Consider the following 15,743-nt stretch of genomic DNA (forward strand, 5'->3'; position numbering starts at 1 on the left):
TATTTTCCTACAGGCCTTTTGGGACAACCAAATCCCTCACTGCCGGTTTTCCGGTGGCAGGGCGATCTGAAGCTTGCGCACCTTGCCCCTGCCCACGATGTAGCCCCTGCCGGGAATGAAGTCAGAGCTGACCCGCCCGAGCGATGTGTTGAGCAGGCTGTCGCCGTCAATGTCACCCGGGTTAATCAGGAGTCCGCGCCGTCCGGACTTGAACGGCTGGGCCAGCGACCATGCCGAGGACCAGGTGGAGGTCTCGGATTCACCCACGACCCACTGGTCGGCCTTGATCGAAGCCGTGACAAGCCGCTCCACGCCCGATTCGGCGAGGGTGCCCGTGAACTCCGTAAGTCCCTCGATGAAGATGGCCAGCTTCCCCGGGTTGGCCGAGGAATGGTCGGTCAGTGCCTCGACCGCCTCCTCGACGTCGTCGGCCCCCACCAGCGAACGGTTCCAGACCGGCAGTGATGCCACCGCGGATCTCCGCGAGGCGATGTACACGAGCTCGGTGTCGGGGTTTGAACGCCGCAGCGCATAGGCCAGCGTCACGAGCGCCACGGTCCGCCCGGAGCCCGGCGGGCCGGCAAGCAGCAGCGGGCCCTTGGCCAGGAGGACTGCGGGCTGAAGCGTCTCGTCGTCGACGCCGACCACGGGCTGGTCCGTCCGTCCGGCGGGCAGGATATCCAGGTCCACCTGCTCCGGCAGCCGTTCGATCCGCGGGGCCGGCTCCACGCCCTGACGAAGCATGGCCTCGCTGAGCTTGTGTACCTCCCGGGCCTGCAGGGCCAAGTTGGAGTTGCCGCCCAGAACGGCCAGTTGCACTTCGTGGTTGCCGAGGAGGCCGCGACCGGGAGGCGAGGCCTTGCCGAGGACGTCCTTCGGGACGTCCATGCTCATGTAGTCATCCTCGGAGGACAGCCGCAACACCAGCCGCCGCTGGATGGAGGCAAGCAACGACGGCGGGACCGAGTTGGGCCGGTCACCGGCAACAATGAGATGGATGCCCAGGGGACGGCCGTCTGTGGCCAGCTGCAGGAAGATGTCCCACAGCCCGGACAGCCGCGTGTACTCGTAGGCCTCCCGGAATGCGGACATGCCGTCCACGAGCACGAAGATGCGCTTCTCGTCCGGCATGCCGGCCAGCTTCCGGTACTCCACGATCGTGGATGCCCGGACCTCGGCGAAGCGGGAGGCACGGTCCTCGGCGAGGTCGCGGAGCCAGCGCAGGAGACGGCCCACCCGCTCGGCGTCATCGCCGTCGATGATCTCGCCCACGTGCGGGAGTTCCTCAAGCATTGTCAGGCCCGCGGAACCGCTGTCGATGCCGTACACGTGCACGGGGCCGCCGCGCGGCGTCACGGCGGCCGCGATGGCGATGCCCCGCAGGGCCGCGGACTTGCCCGAGCCGCCCGTGCCGTAAATGGCCATGTTGCCGTCCCGGTCCGGCTCGTAGAAGACCGTGGGCTGGTCCTGGCGGGCAGGATCGTCGGCGACGCCCAGCAGGAGCCGCTCGTCGGTGCGCGGGTTGGGGAGCAGGGAGAAGTCGTAAGTCAGGGCCAGTTCGTTCAGCCACGGCTTGCGTGGCGGTTCGATGGCCAGCATGTCCGCGGCGCGGATGACGTTGGCCGTCATCCGCGCGATGTCGTTGGGCCCTGCGGGTTCTTCCCTGAGGGCTGTCTCCGGCGCCGGGGTTTCCCAGGCGGGGCCGGAACCAAAGGCCATCTCCACGATGTCGATCTGCGGGCGCTGCGGCCGTTCCGTGGTCCAGCCGCCGGCGTAGCCGGTCTGGAAGCCCTGGATCCGGCCGGGACCGGTCTTCGCGGCGCCGCGCCCCGGAATGGAGGGATCGAAGTAGGCGGCGTCCGGTACCCCCAGGATGTCCGTGGCGTCGTCCTCATCGGCCATGCGCAGCGCGACCCGGAGGTTGGTGTTGGCACGCAGGCTTTCCTTGATGACACCGGCCGGGCGCTGGGTCGCGAGGATCAGATGCAGCCCGAGCGACCGGCCCCTGGCGGCGACGTCAACCACGCCGTCCACGAACTCCGGCACTTCGGTGGCCAGGGCAGCGAACTCGTCCACCACAATCACCAGGTACGGCGGCGCGTCCGGATCGGCGTCGCGCTGCAGGGCCAGCAGGTCCTTGGCCTTCTTTCGGTTCAGCAGGCGTTCGCGGTAGTGGAGTTCAGCACGGAGGGACGTCAGCGCCCGACGCACCAGGTGCGGGGAAAGGTCGGTGACCAGGCCCACGGTGTGCGGCAGGTGCAGGCAGTCGGCAAAGGCGGCGCCGCCCTTGTAGTCCACGAACAGGAAACTGATCCGGTCCGGGCTGTAGGCCGTGGCCATGCCCAGTACCCAGGACTGCAGGAACTCGGACTTACCGGCACCGGTGGTGCCGCCGACCAGCGCGTGCGGCCCTTCGTTCTTGAGGTCCAGGTACAGCGGCTCGACGCCCTTGGAGCCCACGAGGGCGCGCAACGATCCGTTGTCCTTGCGGTTCGCGACGGCGGTGGACCGGACGGAGTTGTTCTCCTGCCAGCGTTCAACCACTGCGTCGGGGTTATCCAGGAAGTCCTTGCCGATCAGCGCCGCATAGGACACGGCGCGTGGCAGGTTGGAGTCGTCCTCCAGGGGTTTCCCGGCGTCGACGACGGGCGAAAGCATGCGGGCCAGCTGGGCGGCGAGTTCAGCATCGAGGCTCTCGCAGCTGACGGGATAGGTGTGGCGCCCCAGCCTCACCTGCCCGGTGGTGGTGCCGTGTTCGCCGTCGACCTCCATGAAGTCGCGGCATGCGGCGGGAATCGCCTCCACGCCGGTGGCAACCCACAGAACGTGCACGCCGGCGTCGGGTCCGCGCTCCACCAGCCGGGTGAGCCGTCCACGGTCCACGGGGGCGTCGTCCTCGATGATGACCAGCACAGAGGGCAGCACCGGGGCGGGAACATCGCCGTCGTCGCCGTGGATGCCCGGCCTGAGGCCGGGGCCCTGCGACTGCAGCGCGGCTTCGCGCGATTCCACCAGATCCTCCAGGCGTGCCAGCAGGCTCGCCCCGCTGGCCGAGCCCGTGGCGAGATGGTCGCCGGCGAGCGGGCTGTGGCTCGAGCCAACGTGCGGAAGCCACTGCAGCCAGTTCCAGCGTTGCCGCGAACGGGCGGAGGTGATGGCCGCGACGGCCACCTCGGCGGGCGAATGGAGGCCCACCAGCTGCAGCACCATGCCACGTGCCACATCGTCCACCAGTCCCCGGGGCCCGGCCAGGCCGAACGCACCGGAGGAGCGCAGCTGCGACACCACGGGCACGCCCTCGATCTCCCGGAATTGCTGGAGGCATTCCTGGATTTCGAGCCGGAACTCCGCCTCGGTCTCCGCGGTGTTCGGTTCCTCGAGCGGGATCCGCGACGGAGCCGTCCCCAGCCCGAAGCGAAGGCCGAGGAAGCCCGGGTGCTCAGGACGGTGGGTCCAGAGCAGCGGGCCGAGCTTGTAAATGGAGTCCACGGTGTCGCTGACCGACGGAGCCTCCTGGAGCCGGACGGCCCGCTCCACCTGCTGCAGGGCGGTGAGCTCCTGCCGGAACGCGGCCATGGACTCCCGGTACTCCTTGAGCTGTTCCTTTCGTTCCCGCTTGCTCTGCAGTTTCTGGTCCACGTAGTGCCCGACGACGAACAGCGGCATCATCAGCACGAAGAGCATCGAGAGCAGGCTCTGCGTGACGGCGAACAGGACGGCCCCCATCAGCAGCGGGGCAACCAGCATGATGTAGGGGAACGCGTGGTGGTCCGGGCGTTTTGGTCCGGCGGGCGGGATCCGCCGGGCCGGCGCGAACCGGGGCACCACCCGGGGCGAACGGTTGAAATCAACCAGGGGCGACGTCGGTGCTGCCGCGCCGCTGCGGGCCAGCGGCACTACCGTGATCTCTGTGTCCCCGAGCGTTACCGTGTCCGAGGAGCTGAGCGTGGCCCGGGTGATGGGCAGCCCGCCCATCTGCAGTCCGTTGGCGGAGTTCGTGTCGACGATCTCGACGCTCTCGCCCACGCTGATGCGCGCGTGCCGCTTCGAGGTGAGAGGGTCCGTGAGCCGGATATCGGCGTCGCGGTCCCGGCCGATGTAGCTGGCGCCGGACGGCAACGAAAACTCGCGCCCGACGTCGGGCCCGGACAGTACGCGGAGTGTGGCGGCGGCGGGTCCCCGGCCCGCCCCCTGGCCGCCGGTCCCCGGGATGCCGAACTGGTCGCTGACCTGCGTCAGGGACACCACCGATCCGGGCCGCAATCCCGACTCCAGCAGGTGGTCTCCGCGGTTGAGCACCAGGCCGCGCATGCCGCCGGCCACGAACGCCTCGTCGATGCGGAGGGAGAGGTTCGGCGGGGCCGGGTCGTTCCGCCGCCCGGGGTCGGCGGTCCAGAGTTCCGTCGCGATGTCGGCCACTGTGGCCAGACCATCCACCGTGACGGCAAGGTCCTTGGCTTCGGCGGGATCACGGCGCAGCGTCAGGCGGATTTTCATCCTTCGTCGACCCCTCTCATCTTTTCAATCAGGTACAGGTCATCGGGGGTCACGAGGTGCGAGGTAACGGCGTGCTCCACAAGCCGGGCACGCCGGTTGGTGGCCAGTTTGCCGCCCCCTCCCCTGAGGCCGGCCACGCCGACGCGGTCCAGCTTGTCGCACACGTTGTCCAGCTTCCGGTTGAACCGGGTGAGTGCCCAGCCGAGGGTCTTTGCGGCGGCCGCGGACGACGGTATGGCGCTGAATCCGGTGCCTTCCCTGCGCAGCATGGGCTCGGCGAGCGCGACGATGAGTGCCTTCTGGGAGTCGGTGAACACGACGGGGCCAATGGTCGTGTCGCCGGCCGTGTCGTCCCCGCGGGTTTCCTGGCGGAACGCGGGGGTTTTCACGTGGACGCTGAATTCGTAGGTGGTGGGACCGGCCGTAAAGATGATGTTGGTGTGGCTGAAGACCAGGGGCAGCCGGGCGCCCGGCGACAGCCAGGCCTGCATGCCGCCGGAGGCGTCGGCCACCGTGGCCGAGAGCATGCTGCCGACGTTGCTGAGCCACCAGATGCCGTCGTACCTGGCAATCTGGAGGAAGCGGCGGTGGAGGTAGGGGTTGTCGTCCACCTCAAGGTCCCCTTCACGGCCGATGCTGAAGACGTCGTCGTCCGATGGCTCGTACCACTCGCCGCAGAAATCTACCGCAAGATCTCCCATTTTTCCGTGTCTCCTCATTAGCTGTTCAGGCCCATTGGCTGTTCGGGCCAGTGCGCGGCGTCAGACGCACGCAATGGAGTCCTCGCCCGCCGGGGATGCCGAACCGTCATTGCGCACGATGATCACCTGCACGCATGTGGGTTCACCGGGATTGGCGCTCACGTCGACGCTCCGCGCGGCGGTTGACAGGTAGTTCCCGCCGCCTTTGACGGTCTTGATCCGCCACTTGTACATGTCACCCTGTTTCGGCTGCGGGTTGGTCCAGGTGAACCGCACCTTGCCGCCCGCTCTGGCGCTGCCCGTGAGCTTGGCGACGTCCGGCACGGAGCCGTCGTCCAGGGCGTCGGCCGGCGGCTTGCTCGGCTGCTCACTCGGCAGGGCCTGGGGCGGCGGCGCGGCCGACGCGACAATGATGCCCACGACGACGGCCAGCACCAGGAGCGTTCCGCCTGCGATGGCCAGCCAGAGGTTCCGTTTCCCGTGGTCCTCGCTGGGTTCCGGGTTTTCCGGGTTTTCCGGTCCTTCTGCCTGCGGGGTCCGGCTGCTCCGGAGGACAGTGGCCCCCGCCCAGTCGCCCTGCTCCGGTTCGGCAGGCTGGAATGCCGCGGTCTGCGGGACGGCCTGCGGCAGCGGAGCCGGGGCCTGCTGCCCCTGCGGCACGCCATTCAGCGGCGTCACGCCGGTCAGCGGCCAGGTCCGTGACGGAAAAGTCGGGCCGCTCCCGGTTTTCTCGGGGTCGATGGAGGCAACGTTCCGGACCCGTGTCTCCTCCACGCCCTCGTCGGTGTGGTCATCCTCCGGGTGCCGCTCCTCCAGGACTTCGAACGGTGTTACCGAGAGGTTCAGCTCCGCCTGGATCCGCTGCAGCGAGAGGGCGAAGGCGTGGGCCGACGAATAGCGGGACGTCGCTGATTTTGCCATCGCCGTTGCCAGTGCGAGCTCAAGCGATTCGGGCACGTCGGCCCTGCCAAGGCGCGGCACGGGCATGCTGGTGATCCGCGAGATCAGTTCGCGCTGGGAGTTGTCCGCGCCGGGCAGGACAAACGGGGACCGTCCGGCCAGCAGCGTGTACAGGGTGGCGCCGAGCGCCCACACATCCACCAGGACGCCGTCGACGTTTCCGTCACGGAACTGTTCGGGCGGGGACCACGGAATGGACATCCCCGCGTCTTCGTCCGCGTCGCCGCCGAGCGTGCCGGAGATGCCGAAGTCCGTCAGCGCGGGACGGTTGTAGTCGGTGACCAGGATGTTGGCGGGCTTGATGTCCCGGTGCGCAATGCCGGCCCGGTGGGCGGTCTCGACGGCGGAGGCCACCTGGATGCCGATGGCCAGGACCTCGTCGACGCTGAAGCGCTGCCGCCGGTACCGGACGTCCAGGCTGGGCCGCGAGCAGTATTCCATGGCGAGGTAGGAGTGTCCGTCCTCGGTGACCTCGGCTTCGAAGATGGTCACGATGAAAGGGTGCGAGGACAGCTGCGCCATGAGGTTGGCCTCGGACTCGAACCTGCGCCGAGCGCCTTCTGTCTTGAGGCCGGAGAGCAGGACCTTCACGGCCACCTTGCGGCGTGGACGGTCCTGTTCATAAAGATAGACGTCGGAGAACCCGCCCGATCCGAGCAGGCTGACGTACGTGAAACCGGGGATGTGGGGCGGCGGGGCTGGCGGCCGCTTGGAACTCAAAGAATCTCCTCAAAACGCAACGAGACATCGTCGCCAAGTTCTGCGATGTCCCCGTCCAGGACGATCGCCATTTCATTCTGGGCCAGGCGGCGCGGCGGCTGGCCCTCGCGGACCAGCACAGTGCCGTTAGTCGCCTTGAGGTCGCACAGCATCACATGCCAGCCCTCGAGCCGGACCTCGATGTGGGACCGTGAGATGTCGCCGCCGGGGCTGGCCACCTGGACCAGCCGCGGCATGGCACCGCCCTGCACCCTGGAAACGGACGGCTGCCGGCCAATGACAAGTGACTCATCGAGTCCGATCACTTCACCGGTGGAGAGCCGCACCTGCCCCAGCCGGGGACGGGGCACCTGCACAGCGACGTCGGGAAGCGGCGCACCGCACATGGAACACTGCCCGTTGGTGGGAGGGTTCGCGTGGCCTTCTGCGCATACCCTGGCCAGCACCAGTGGACCGGCGGCCAGCGGACCGCCGCCCGGCGCTGCCCCGGACGCGGTTTGTGGCTGGGCCGGCGCAGCCCTGAGCTCACTCTTGAGAACGGTCTGGCCGTCGTGGTCGCCGTCGCCGGGAGTGGCCGGCGCCTCCGGATGGACCTGTTCCGGCTGCGGCTTGTCCGCGGCCGTTTCGGGACGGGCGGACATTGGGGTGAACGACGGCGGCGCAGGAGGACGCTGCCCGCTGTCACTGTGGGTGGCCCACGGCACGGAATCGATCAGCCCTCCCGCCGCTGCGCTTGCCGCCAGGCCCGCCTCCGCGTATCCGGTACTTGGTGACTGGTTCTCCGGTGACGGGCTTTCCGGTGACTGAATATCCGCTGAGGCATCCGGAATGTCAGGAGCACCGTGTGATGCGGCTGCAGCCTCCGGAAGGTCTTCATCGGCGTCTTCACCGGTCCGCACAGCCGCACCCTCGATGCTGCGCACCACGGTCTTGTCCCACAGATGGTCGTATGAACTGGTGAGTTCGCTGGCCGGCTGCAGCACCTCCGCGGAACTTCCGTCCTCTTCCAACGCCAGCTCGTCCGGCTGCAGCTCATCCTGCTGCGGCTCATCCGGCACCACAGCATCCACCCGCGTCTGATCGAATACGGTCTCGTCAGCCACCGTCTCATCAGGCTCTGCCTGCTCAGTCACCGCCTGCTCCGACACCGTCTCACCAGACTCTGCCTGCTCAGACACCGCTTCACTGGCCACGGCCGGTTCCAGGCTCGCCGCCGCTTCGACGGTTGCCACCGGCGGAGCCGCCATGGTTTCCGACGACGCTTCCACCGCCGCCAAGGTCACTGCCGCGGCACCGGCCGCGGCACCGGTTCCGTCCCCGGCCATGGCCAGCCGCAGTGCCTGGAGAAGGAACACGCCCTCTCCAACTGGCAGTTCAAGGGCGGGCAGCTCAGCGGCCGCGGATGACGGCAGGCCGGCCTGACCGCCTGACGCGCCGGGAATGGCCAGGCTGAACCACTCCGGAGAGTCCAGCCACCGCTCCGTCCACGTGGTGACATTCCGGCCGTCGAGCGCCACGGTGCCGCTCTCAAGGTGGACAGCCAGGTCGAGGTCGCCGCGGAGGAAAACCCGCAGTGACTCGCGGAAGCCGATGATGCAGAACTGGGGACAGCGGGACAGCGGCACCCCCAGGCCGCCCGTCACAGCGTGCAGTACCTCGTGTACCTCAGGCCCGCCTTGCAGCAGGTCCCAGACCTTCCGGACGAGGGCAGGTTCCGACTCCGGGCCCAAAATGACTGCCGTCCCCGAGCGGAGGATCCCGAACCAGCTGCCGGGAGCGTAGCTAGCTGCCGTCATTCACTTTCCCCGTTTCCCGGGTGGCGCGGCAGCGTGTCCTCGTCCTCCGCTTCGGCCGAGGTCCTCGGTGCGGTGGTGGAGACGCCGTCCTCGTTCAGGACATTCCGGGCATCGACGACTATCACCGTGACGTTGTCGCGGCCGCCGCTCCTCAACGCAGCCTGGATCAGCTGGTCCACGGCTTCTTGAGGGTCCGGGAACGCGCTGAGAATGTCAAACATCTGGTCGTCTGTGAGTTCGCCGTTGAGGCCGTCGGAGCAGACCATGATGCGGTCGCCCTCCTCGATGGGAAGCAGCCAGTAGTCAGCTTCCGTCTCATCTCCCGTGCCCAAAGCCCGGGTGACGACGTGGCGGCGCGGATGGACGGTGGCCTGTTCCGCGGTGATCTCTCCGGTGTCCACCAGCTCCTGCACTTCCGAGTGGTCCACGCTGACCTGCTCGAACCTGCCCTGGCTCAGCCGGTACGTCCGGGAGTCACCGATGTTCATGACGAGCCAGTACGGGATGCCCATCTGCTCCACCACCACCACGCCGGTCAGCGTGGTGCCCGCCCGGGATCCTGTGGCGGTGCGGATGGAGTCGTCCGCCATGGCCAGGTACTGCTGCACCACCGAGGCGGTGGCTGTCCGCTCTCCGGTGGCCAGCTGCGGAAGTGTTGCCAGGGCACGCACGCACATTCCGCTGGCGACTTCGCCGGCCTCATGGCCTCCCATTCCGTCCGCGACGGCGAATACAGGGTCGGACGCAATAAAGGAGTCCTCGTTGAGCTCGCGGCGAAGGCCGCGGTCCGTTCCGTAGCCGTAGCTCAGGTGGAGGCCTGGCTTGCTGCCGGCCGATTCGGTGCGGGCCGCCTGCTGTGAGTTCATGCCTGTCCTACGTTGAAGGTGCGGTCCCCGAAATGAACGGTGGTTCCGGGGCTGACAAATGATGGGACGCCGGGCACTAACGCGGTGCGTACGCCGTCCGGTGTGGTGACAGCACTGCCGTTGGTCGAGTTGCGGTCGGTGACCCATACGCCGGCGCCGTCGGTAAGCAGGTGCAGGTGCGTCTTTGAAATGGTCCGACCTGGATCCGGGACGGCCAGCAGCTGTGCCTGGGACTCTCCGGCACCGGCGGCGGGATTGCGCCCGATCAGCACGCTGCGCTCCAACCGGAAGTCGCGGCCGTCGTCGAGCCTTATCCGAAGCACGGCCACAGGCGGTGCCTCCTGCCGGGAACCGCGCAACTGCGTGCTGTCGAGCCCATCGTCAGGGTGGCCGGCATCCGGCGGGCCGGAGTCCGGCTGAGCGGGCCCGGGCCGGTGTGCGGCGCCGGCCGCCACGGCCACGGGTGAAGTGACCTGCTGGACAGGAGGGAGGTCCAGCGGGGCGAAGCTGTACGGCCCCTGGATGCCGCCGGTCGTCACTGGGTTGCGTCCGGCAGACACATCAAAAACAAGCGTTTTGGCGGCCCGGTCCTGCCAGCCCTGGAGCCCACCTTCCCTGTCCCAGGAGTTGGAGACGACGACCACGACGGCCCATGCGGCCCCCACGAGGGCCAGTGGGCCGAGGATCAACGGGGCGGCATCGAACCACTTGAAAATCACCACGACGACGGCGGCCGCAACGGCCAGCAGCACACCGGCGCCGGTGACGGCTCCCCGCAGGAAAACGGCGCCCGTCCCCGGGGCGTAACCGTCCTTGTCCGTAGTGCGGATGCCCATGGCCCGGCTGCCAATAGTGCTGCCGGAACGGCCCTCAATGCTGGCGAGGACGGCAATATAGACGAGGGTCAGGCCCACCGCGATGCCTCCCAGCAGGGCAAGTGTTCCGGTGTCGTAGACGATGAAGCCGCCGCTGCGGGAACTTGTCACGCTGGCGAAGCCGAGGGAAAAAAGGACCACGAGGACCAAGGCCGGTGCAAGCCAGTCAAGCACCGCGGCGCCGAGGCGCTTTCCGGGCGCCGCCGGGACCAGCTCCAGTTTGGTTCCCATGTCCGTTCCTTCCCCCTGCAGCTCCCCCTGCCGCTCCCCGTGCCGTTCCCCCTGCCCTGTGGGGTTGATGCTACCGGGAAACCTTACGGGCTGCGTTGCCGCCCCGCAGGCGCCACAGTAGCTCGCCCCGGCACGGAGCGGCTGTCCGCAGTGGCCGCAGCGCCTCGTCTGCACGGGCTTCCTGCCGCCAATCTTCGGGTCAGTCATGATCGGCCCGGCCCTCGCCATCCTTGGGAGCGCCCCCATCCTTAAGTGCGCTCCGGCGCAGCGTCACCGGCAGGCGCAGCCCCCGGACGAGGCCCGCCCCGGGGGCGCCGCGGCGGCTGAGCGCGGCGCGGGCGTCGGCGAGCAGCGACCGCGGCGAGAACCGCGCCTGCTGGCGTCGCCAGAAGCCGACCGTCCCCGTCATTTCCTTGAGCGAACCGTCCACGATGGTCCAGTACTCCCGGACCTCTTCTTCGCTGGGCTGGCCGGCTCCGAAAATGGAGGCGTCCGCCCTGTGGGCCAGCAGTGTGGTGGCAGTGCCCGTGGCGGGAAAGGCCCCCGCGACGACGGCGGCTGATTCCCTCCGGGTGGCGCGGCTGTCGACGGCCGCGCCCATGTCGGTTGCGAGGCTGAGGACCTCGTTCCATCCGCCGCCCACGCGCTGCGCGGGGTGTCCCTCGGTGAAGCGGGACTTGCGCCGCCGCGACTTCAGGAGCGCGATGAGCAGCAGCGGCAGCGCCAGGATTCCGAGCGGGATCATGGCGATGCCGACGGCGCTGAGGAGGGGACCCCAGAACAGCCAGGGGTTGTTTTTCTTCTCATCGGCGTCCAGCGCGTCCGGAGAGGAGTCCGGCGGAAGGTCCGCCGGCTCCTGCGGCGGGGGCGGGGGCTGCAGCACCTGCGGCTTGGGCTTGGACTTGTTTTCGGGGTCCGGCGGAATGGGAACGTTGTCCTTGGGCGGAGTCGGGTCGAAGGCCACCCAGCCGACACGGTCGAAGGCCACCTCGACCCACGCGTGGACGTCCTTGCCCAGGATCTTGATTTCCCCGGCACCGTTTTCGGGGCTCTTCGGATCGGGATAGAAGCCCATGACCACCCTGGACGGGATGCCCAGGTGGCGCAGCATAAGTGACATGGCCACGGCGTACTGTTCGTCGTCGCCGAGCATCTGCTTGGCCGTCAGCATGTCGCGGATGCGGGCAGCACTGTGGCCGGACACGCTCGGCAGCTGGCCATCGGCGATGAGCCCGTTGCTGAAGGCGCCCTTCTTTTGGAAATGGGCTTCGATTTGCCGCACCTGGTCCACGGCGGTGGGGGCGTCGGCCGTCAGGTCGTTGGCCTGCGCACCGACAACGGGCGGGATGTCCGCGACGTCCGGGAGAGTCATCTTGGCGAAGTCGTACTGTGTCAGCTGTCCGTGTTCGAGCTTCACCGGCTCCGAGACCTGGACGCTGTACGAGTCACCCCTGGACAGGCCGTGCGTGGTGACGGCGGTGTCCGTTCCGGAGTTGAAGTACAGTCCCGAGGCCGGCGTGGAGGAACCGGGCGCGAAGCTGAGGCCTGTGGTCTTCCTGCCGCCGGGAACGAAGTAGCCCTGGTAGTCCTCGACCGTGATGTCCAGGGTGTAGTCGTTCGTCGGGACCGGTCCGGCGGAATCCGCCAGCGTGTTGATGGATTTGGCGTCACCCACCTTGCTGAAGTTGCCCGACCCGTTGGGATCCATGGTGTAGTTCGTCCCGTTGAAGGCATCCAGCGCCCCGAGCCGCACGCGTGCGTCCTTGGGAAGGCCCTTGACCGCAAACAGCGCGTCATCCTTCTTGTCTTTGACGAAGTTGCGGAAGCTCGCCAGGGGTGTGACGTAGTCCTTGGGGTCGAACGGCGGCACGACGACGTTGCGCAATACCCGCCGCTCGTCCCCCGCGGAGATCAGGGGCGAGATGGCGGCCGTGATACCGACAGTGACGGCGATGACCGCGGCCCCGGCGGCCAGCCGCCGCATTCTGGCGCGGCGGGCGGTGTCGGCGTCGTGCTGCGGGCGGTTGACGGACACCTTCAGGGTGTTGCTTCGCCGCAGGCAGTCCCGGCGGAAGGTCGCCCACGCGATGCCCACAACAGTCAGGCCCACGCCCCGCTCCACGGTCAGGAATCCCGCGTTCGTGCTGAAGGCGATGCCGGTGACGAAAAGGGCCAGTACAGGCAGCAACGGCCAGTAGGGGCTCCTGGTCCGCCAGGTCAGGATGCCGCCAATGAGTGCGGCGATGAGCGAGCTGAGGAAGGGGACGATGAGCACTCCCCCGGCGGTGCCCACGGGAACCCCGACCGTAAGCATGTCCTTCCATGCGAACACGATGCCGAGCAGCAGCGTACGCAACGACTCGAGGCTCGGGATCACCCCGGCGATGGCCGCGCCGGGTACGGCGAGCGCGGTGCCGAGGACCAGGTATGCCCCGAGCGCCAGGGCGGTGGTGATCAGGAGCCCCAGTCGGAAGCGCGCGTTGCACGCGGCAATGGCCAGTCCGAGGAGGATGCCTCCGAACCCGGCGGCCAGGTAGTACGGGTCGCCGCCGAAGCTGAGGCTGAAGCCCAGGACCCCCAGCCCCAGCAGGATGGTGAGCGCTCCGGCGTCGAGCATTATGTGCCACGGCGGCTGGCCGGTGGTGAAGGCCGACGGAGGCGGAGCCTGCCGGCGCGGGCGGAGACCTGTTGCCTGGCTCATGCGGCTGCCTTTCGCAGGACGGCGGGAAGGTCGGAGAGTTCACCGAGGGTGAGCACGGTGAGGTCTCCGATGTTCGCGCGGGCAGGTGCAGCACCGGCATCGACCCGGACTGCGAGGCTGCGGACCCCCGGTGCCACCGAAGCACCTGCTGAACGCAGCTGGGTGGGCGTCACCTGGCTGCCCACCACGAAGAAGACCACCGAGGCGTTGGGGACGGTGTCGGCCAGCGACCGGGCGAGGTCGACGGCGGTCTTCCGCAGGGGGGTGCCGGTGATCCGGGTCATGCCGTCCAGCATGGTGCGGCCGGTCTCGCAGCGCAGCGGCCCCGATTGGGTGAGGACGTCCAGCTCGCGCTGTTCACGGATGGCCTGGCGTCCGATGGAGGCGGCGGCGGAGATGGCCATTTCGAATTCGTGCTCGGACGCGTACTCATCGGTGTTGACGGACAGCGATATGGCGAGGTGGGCGCGGCGGGTCTCTTCGAACTGGCGCACCATGAGCTTGTTGGTCCGGGCCGTGGTCTTCCAGTGGATATGGCGCCGGTCATCGCCCGGCACATAATCACGCAGCGCGTGGAATGAGACGTCTGCACTGGAGAGGTCGGTGGTGGGCATGCCTTCCAGGTCACGGATAAAGCCGGCGGCGGATCCTGCCAGTGCCACCGTCTTCGGGTGGACGTAAAGGTCCTGGGGCTTCGTCCAGAGCACCTGGCGGCGCAGGAGGTGCAGCGGATCGGCCCGGACGGAACGCACCGGTCCGACGACGATCACCGCGCGGCGTGCGGTGGGAATGGTGAAGAGGTCCTCGTGCACCTGCTGCGGTTTCATGCGCGGCAGGTGGAACACAGCCGTGGAAGCCCCCACGGGCAGCTCAAGGTCTGCGGGCAGCAGCGGACGCGCCGAGGTGTTGGACACGGCGATGCTGCCCACCGCGTCGTCCCCCACCGCAACCCGGGTCCGGGCCAGGTCCAGCAGGACGCCGTAGGAGGATCTGCCGAGGATAAAGCCGACGGCGATGAGGAACAGTACCAGCGCTGCGAGGGCAGCGGCCTTGGCCTCCTGCCAGCCGTAGGCGTCCCCGGCTGCCCACAGCAGCGCGGCCGCCCCCAGGACGGACCAGCCCAGGACGCTCACCACACCCAGCACGGGCTGGACGTGCCGTGACCAGCGGCCTCGGAGGGTTTCCCAGACCGGAGCAATGGCCTGCCCGGCGGTGCTGGCGGCCTCGGTCCATACCGCCGACGGGCGAAGCCGCACGTTCCTGCCGGTGGGGAGTCCGCGGTTGCGGAAGGGCCCGTCCGCGGAAAATGGCCGGCGAAGGCGGCCAGCAAGCCGGGTGAAGGGAGAGCCGGTGGACATGTATGGAACCTTTTTGTTAGCGCTGGAAACGTAAATTCAGGGCCGAAGCCCGCGGTCTAGACAGCTGCGCGCTGCTGGGGAGCGGCGACATCGGCCAGGACACGTGTCAGGACCGCTTCCGCCGTGGCTCCGGAGAACTCCGCTTCGGGGTCCATGACGAAGCGGTGGGTCCAGACGACCCCGGCCAGTTCCTTGATGTCGTCCGGGAGGACAAAGTTCCGTCCCTGGGCGGCTGCCCAGACTTTGGCTGCCCGGACCATGGCCAGCGCCCCGCGGACGGATACGCCGAGCCGGGTCTCGGGGGCGTTGCGGGTCTCCTCGCACAGCCGTGAGATGTACTCGAGCACCGCGGTGTCCACGTGCGTGGTGGCTGCGAGGTCGGCCATGTCCGCCACGGCCTGGGTGGTGATGACGGGGCGCAGGTCCTTGGAGCGGTCCTTGAGGTTGGTGCCGCCCAGCAGTTGCACGGTGGAGGCGTGGTCCGGGTACCCGATGGAGGTTTTGATGAGGAAGCGGTCCAGCTGCGCCTCGGGGAGCCTGTACGTGCCCGCCTGCTCGATCGGGTTCTGCGTGGCCATCACCATGAACGGGCGGCCCGCCTCGTAGGTGGTGCCGTCCACCGTGACACGGGATTCCTCCATGACCTCGAGCAGGGCGGACTGCGTCTTGGGCGAGGCCCGGTTGATTTCGTCGGCGAGGACAATGTTGCTGAAGATCGGCCCCTTGTGGAACTCGAACTTCTGCGTTTTCTGGTCGTAGATGGTCACGCCGGTGACATCCGAGGGCAGCAGGTCCGGCGTGAACTGGATGCGGCTGTTGGATCCCTGGACCGTGGCGGCCAAGGCACGCGCCAGCGACGTCTTACCGGTTCCGGGCGCATCCTCGAAGAGGACGTGGCCTTCGGCAAGCATCGCCGTGAACGTCAGCCGGATGACGTGGGACTTGCCCAGCACCGCCTGGCCCACGTTGGCGACGAGTTTCTCGAACGTGCCCGCAAACCAGGCGGCTTGCTCGGTTGTCATGGTCATGGGAGGTTCC

At 68.3% G+C, this 15,743-nt stretch carries 9 protein-coding genes; all 9 read right to left on the reverse strand.

The genetic code is table 11. The features are described from left to right. Positions 1–36 precede the first annotated feature (36 nt). Entirely contained in the window at positions 37–4,497 is a 4,461-nt protein-coding gene (locus AC6CH3_RS00885; RefSeq protein WP_498130644.1) for a type VII secretion EssC family protein, read from the reverse strand. Continuing rightward, positions 4,494–5,198 carry an FHA domain-containing protein gene (locus tag AC6CH3_RS00890; RefSeq protein WP_498130645.1) on the reverse strand — a complete coding sequence of 235 codons (705 nt, stop codon included), beginning with the start codon at positions 5,196–5,198 and terminating at the stop codon, positions 4,494–4,496. Before AC6CH3_RS00890 ends, AC6CH3_RS00885 begins: the two co-directional genes overlap by 4 nt. A gap of 60 nt (positions 5,199–5,258) precedes the next feature. Next, complete coding sequence (locus tag AC6CH3_RS00895) at positions 5,259–6,878, reverse strand: serine/threonine-protein kinase (protein ID WP_498130646.1); 1,620 nt, start codon at positions 6,876–6,878, stop codon at positions 5,259–5,261. Then, positions 6,875–8,674, reverse strand: coding sequence for an FHA domain-containing protein (locus tag AC6CH3_RS00900; RefSeq protein ID WP_498130647.1), 1,800 nt, complete (start codon positions 8,672–8,674; stop codon positions 6,875–6,877). Before AC6CH3_RS00900 ends, AC6CH3_RS00895 begins: the two co-directional genes overlap by 4 nt. Beyond that, positions 8,671–9,540 (reverse strand): PP2C family protein-serine/threonine phosphatase, encoded by an 870-nt coding sequence (locus AC6CH3_RS00905; RefSeq protein ID WP_498130648.1) that lies wholly within the window; start codon positions 9,538–9,540, stop codon positions 8,671–8,673. Before AC6CH3_RS00905 ends, AC6CH3_RS00900 begins: the two co-directional genes overlap by 4 nt. Further along, complete coding sequence (locus AC6CH3_RS00910) at positions 9,537–10,646, reverse strand: RDD family protein (protein ID WP_498130649.1); 1,110 nt, start codon at positions 10,644–10,646, stop codon at positions 9,537–9,539. Before AC6CH3_RS00910 ends, AC6CH3_RS00905 begins: the two co-directional genes overlap by 4 nt. Positions 10,647–10,845: 199 nt before the next feature. Further along, positions 10,846–13,347, reverse strand: coding sequence for a transglutaminase TgpA family protein (locus AC6CH3_RS00915; protein WP_498130650.1), 2,502 nt, complete (start codon positions 13,345–13,347; stop codon positions 10,846–10,848). After that, positions 13,344–14,705, reverse strand: a complete 1,362-nt coding sequence (locus tag AC6CH3_RS00920) for a DUF58 domain-containing protein (protein WP_498130651.1) — start codon at positions 14,703–14,705, stop codon at positions 13,344–13,346. The genes AC6CH3_RS00915 and AC6CH3_RS00920 overlap by 4 nt, the downstream gene beginning before the upstream one ends. A 56-nt stretch (positions 14,706–14,761) precedes the next feature. Then, entirely contained in the window at positions 14,762–15,733 is a 972-nt protein-coding gene (locus tag AC6CH3_RS00925) for an AAA family ATPase (protein ID WP_498130652.1), read from the reverse strand. Positions 15,734–15,743 lie beyond the last annotated feature (10 nt).

Source organism: Arthrobacter sp. GQ119 (genome assembly GCF_059759125.1).

What these genes read in the sequence shown, in the direction of transcription:
- AC6CH3_RS00885 (WP_498130644.1), bottom strand. Translation starts at nt 4,497, where the DNA reads ATGAAAATCCGCCTGACGCTGCGCCGTGATCCCGCCGAAGCCAAGGAC.
- AC6CH3_RS00890 (WP_498130645.1), bottom strand. Translation starts at nt 5,198, where the DNA reads ATGGGAGATCTTGCGGTAGATTTCTGCGGCGAGTGGTACGAGCCATCG.
- AC6CH3_RS00900 (WP_498130647.1), bottom strand. Translation starts at nt 8,674, where the DNA reads ATGACGGCAGCTAGCTACGCTCCCGGCAGCTGGTTCGGGATCCTCCGC.
- AC6CH3_RS00905 (WP_498130648.1), bottom strand. Translation starts at nt 9,540, where the DNA reads ATGAACTCACAGCAGGCGGCCCGCACCGAATCGGCCGGCAGCAAGCCA.
- AC6CH3_RS00910 (WP_498130649.1), bottom strand. Translation starts at nt 10,646, where the DNA reads ATGGGAACCAAACTGGAGCTGGTCCCGGCGGCGCCCGGAAAGCGCCTC.
- AC6CH3_RS00915 (WP_498130650.1), bottom strand. Translation starts at nt 13,347, where the DNA reads ATGAGCCAGGCAACAGGTCTCCGCCCGCGCCGGCAGGCTCCGCCTCCG.
- AC6CH3_RS00920 (WP_498130651.1), bottom strand. Translation starts at nt 14,705, where the DNA reads ATGTCCACCGGCTCTCCCTTCACCCGGCTTGCTGGCCGCCTTCGCCGG.
- AC6CH3_RS00925 (WP_498130652.1), bottom strand. Translation starts at nt 15,733, where the DNA reads ATGACCATGACAACCGAGCAAGCCGCCTGGTTTGCGGGCACGTTCGAG.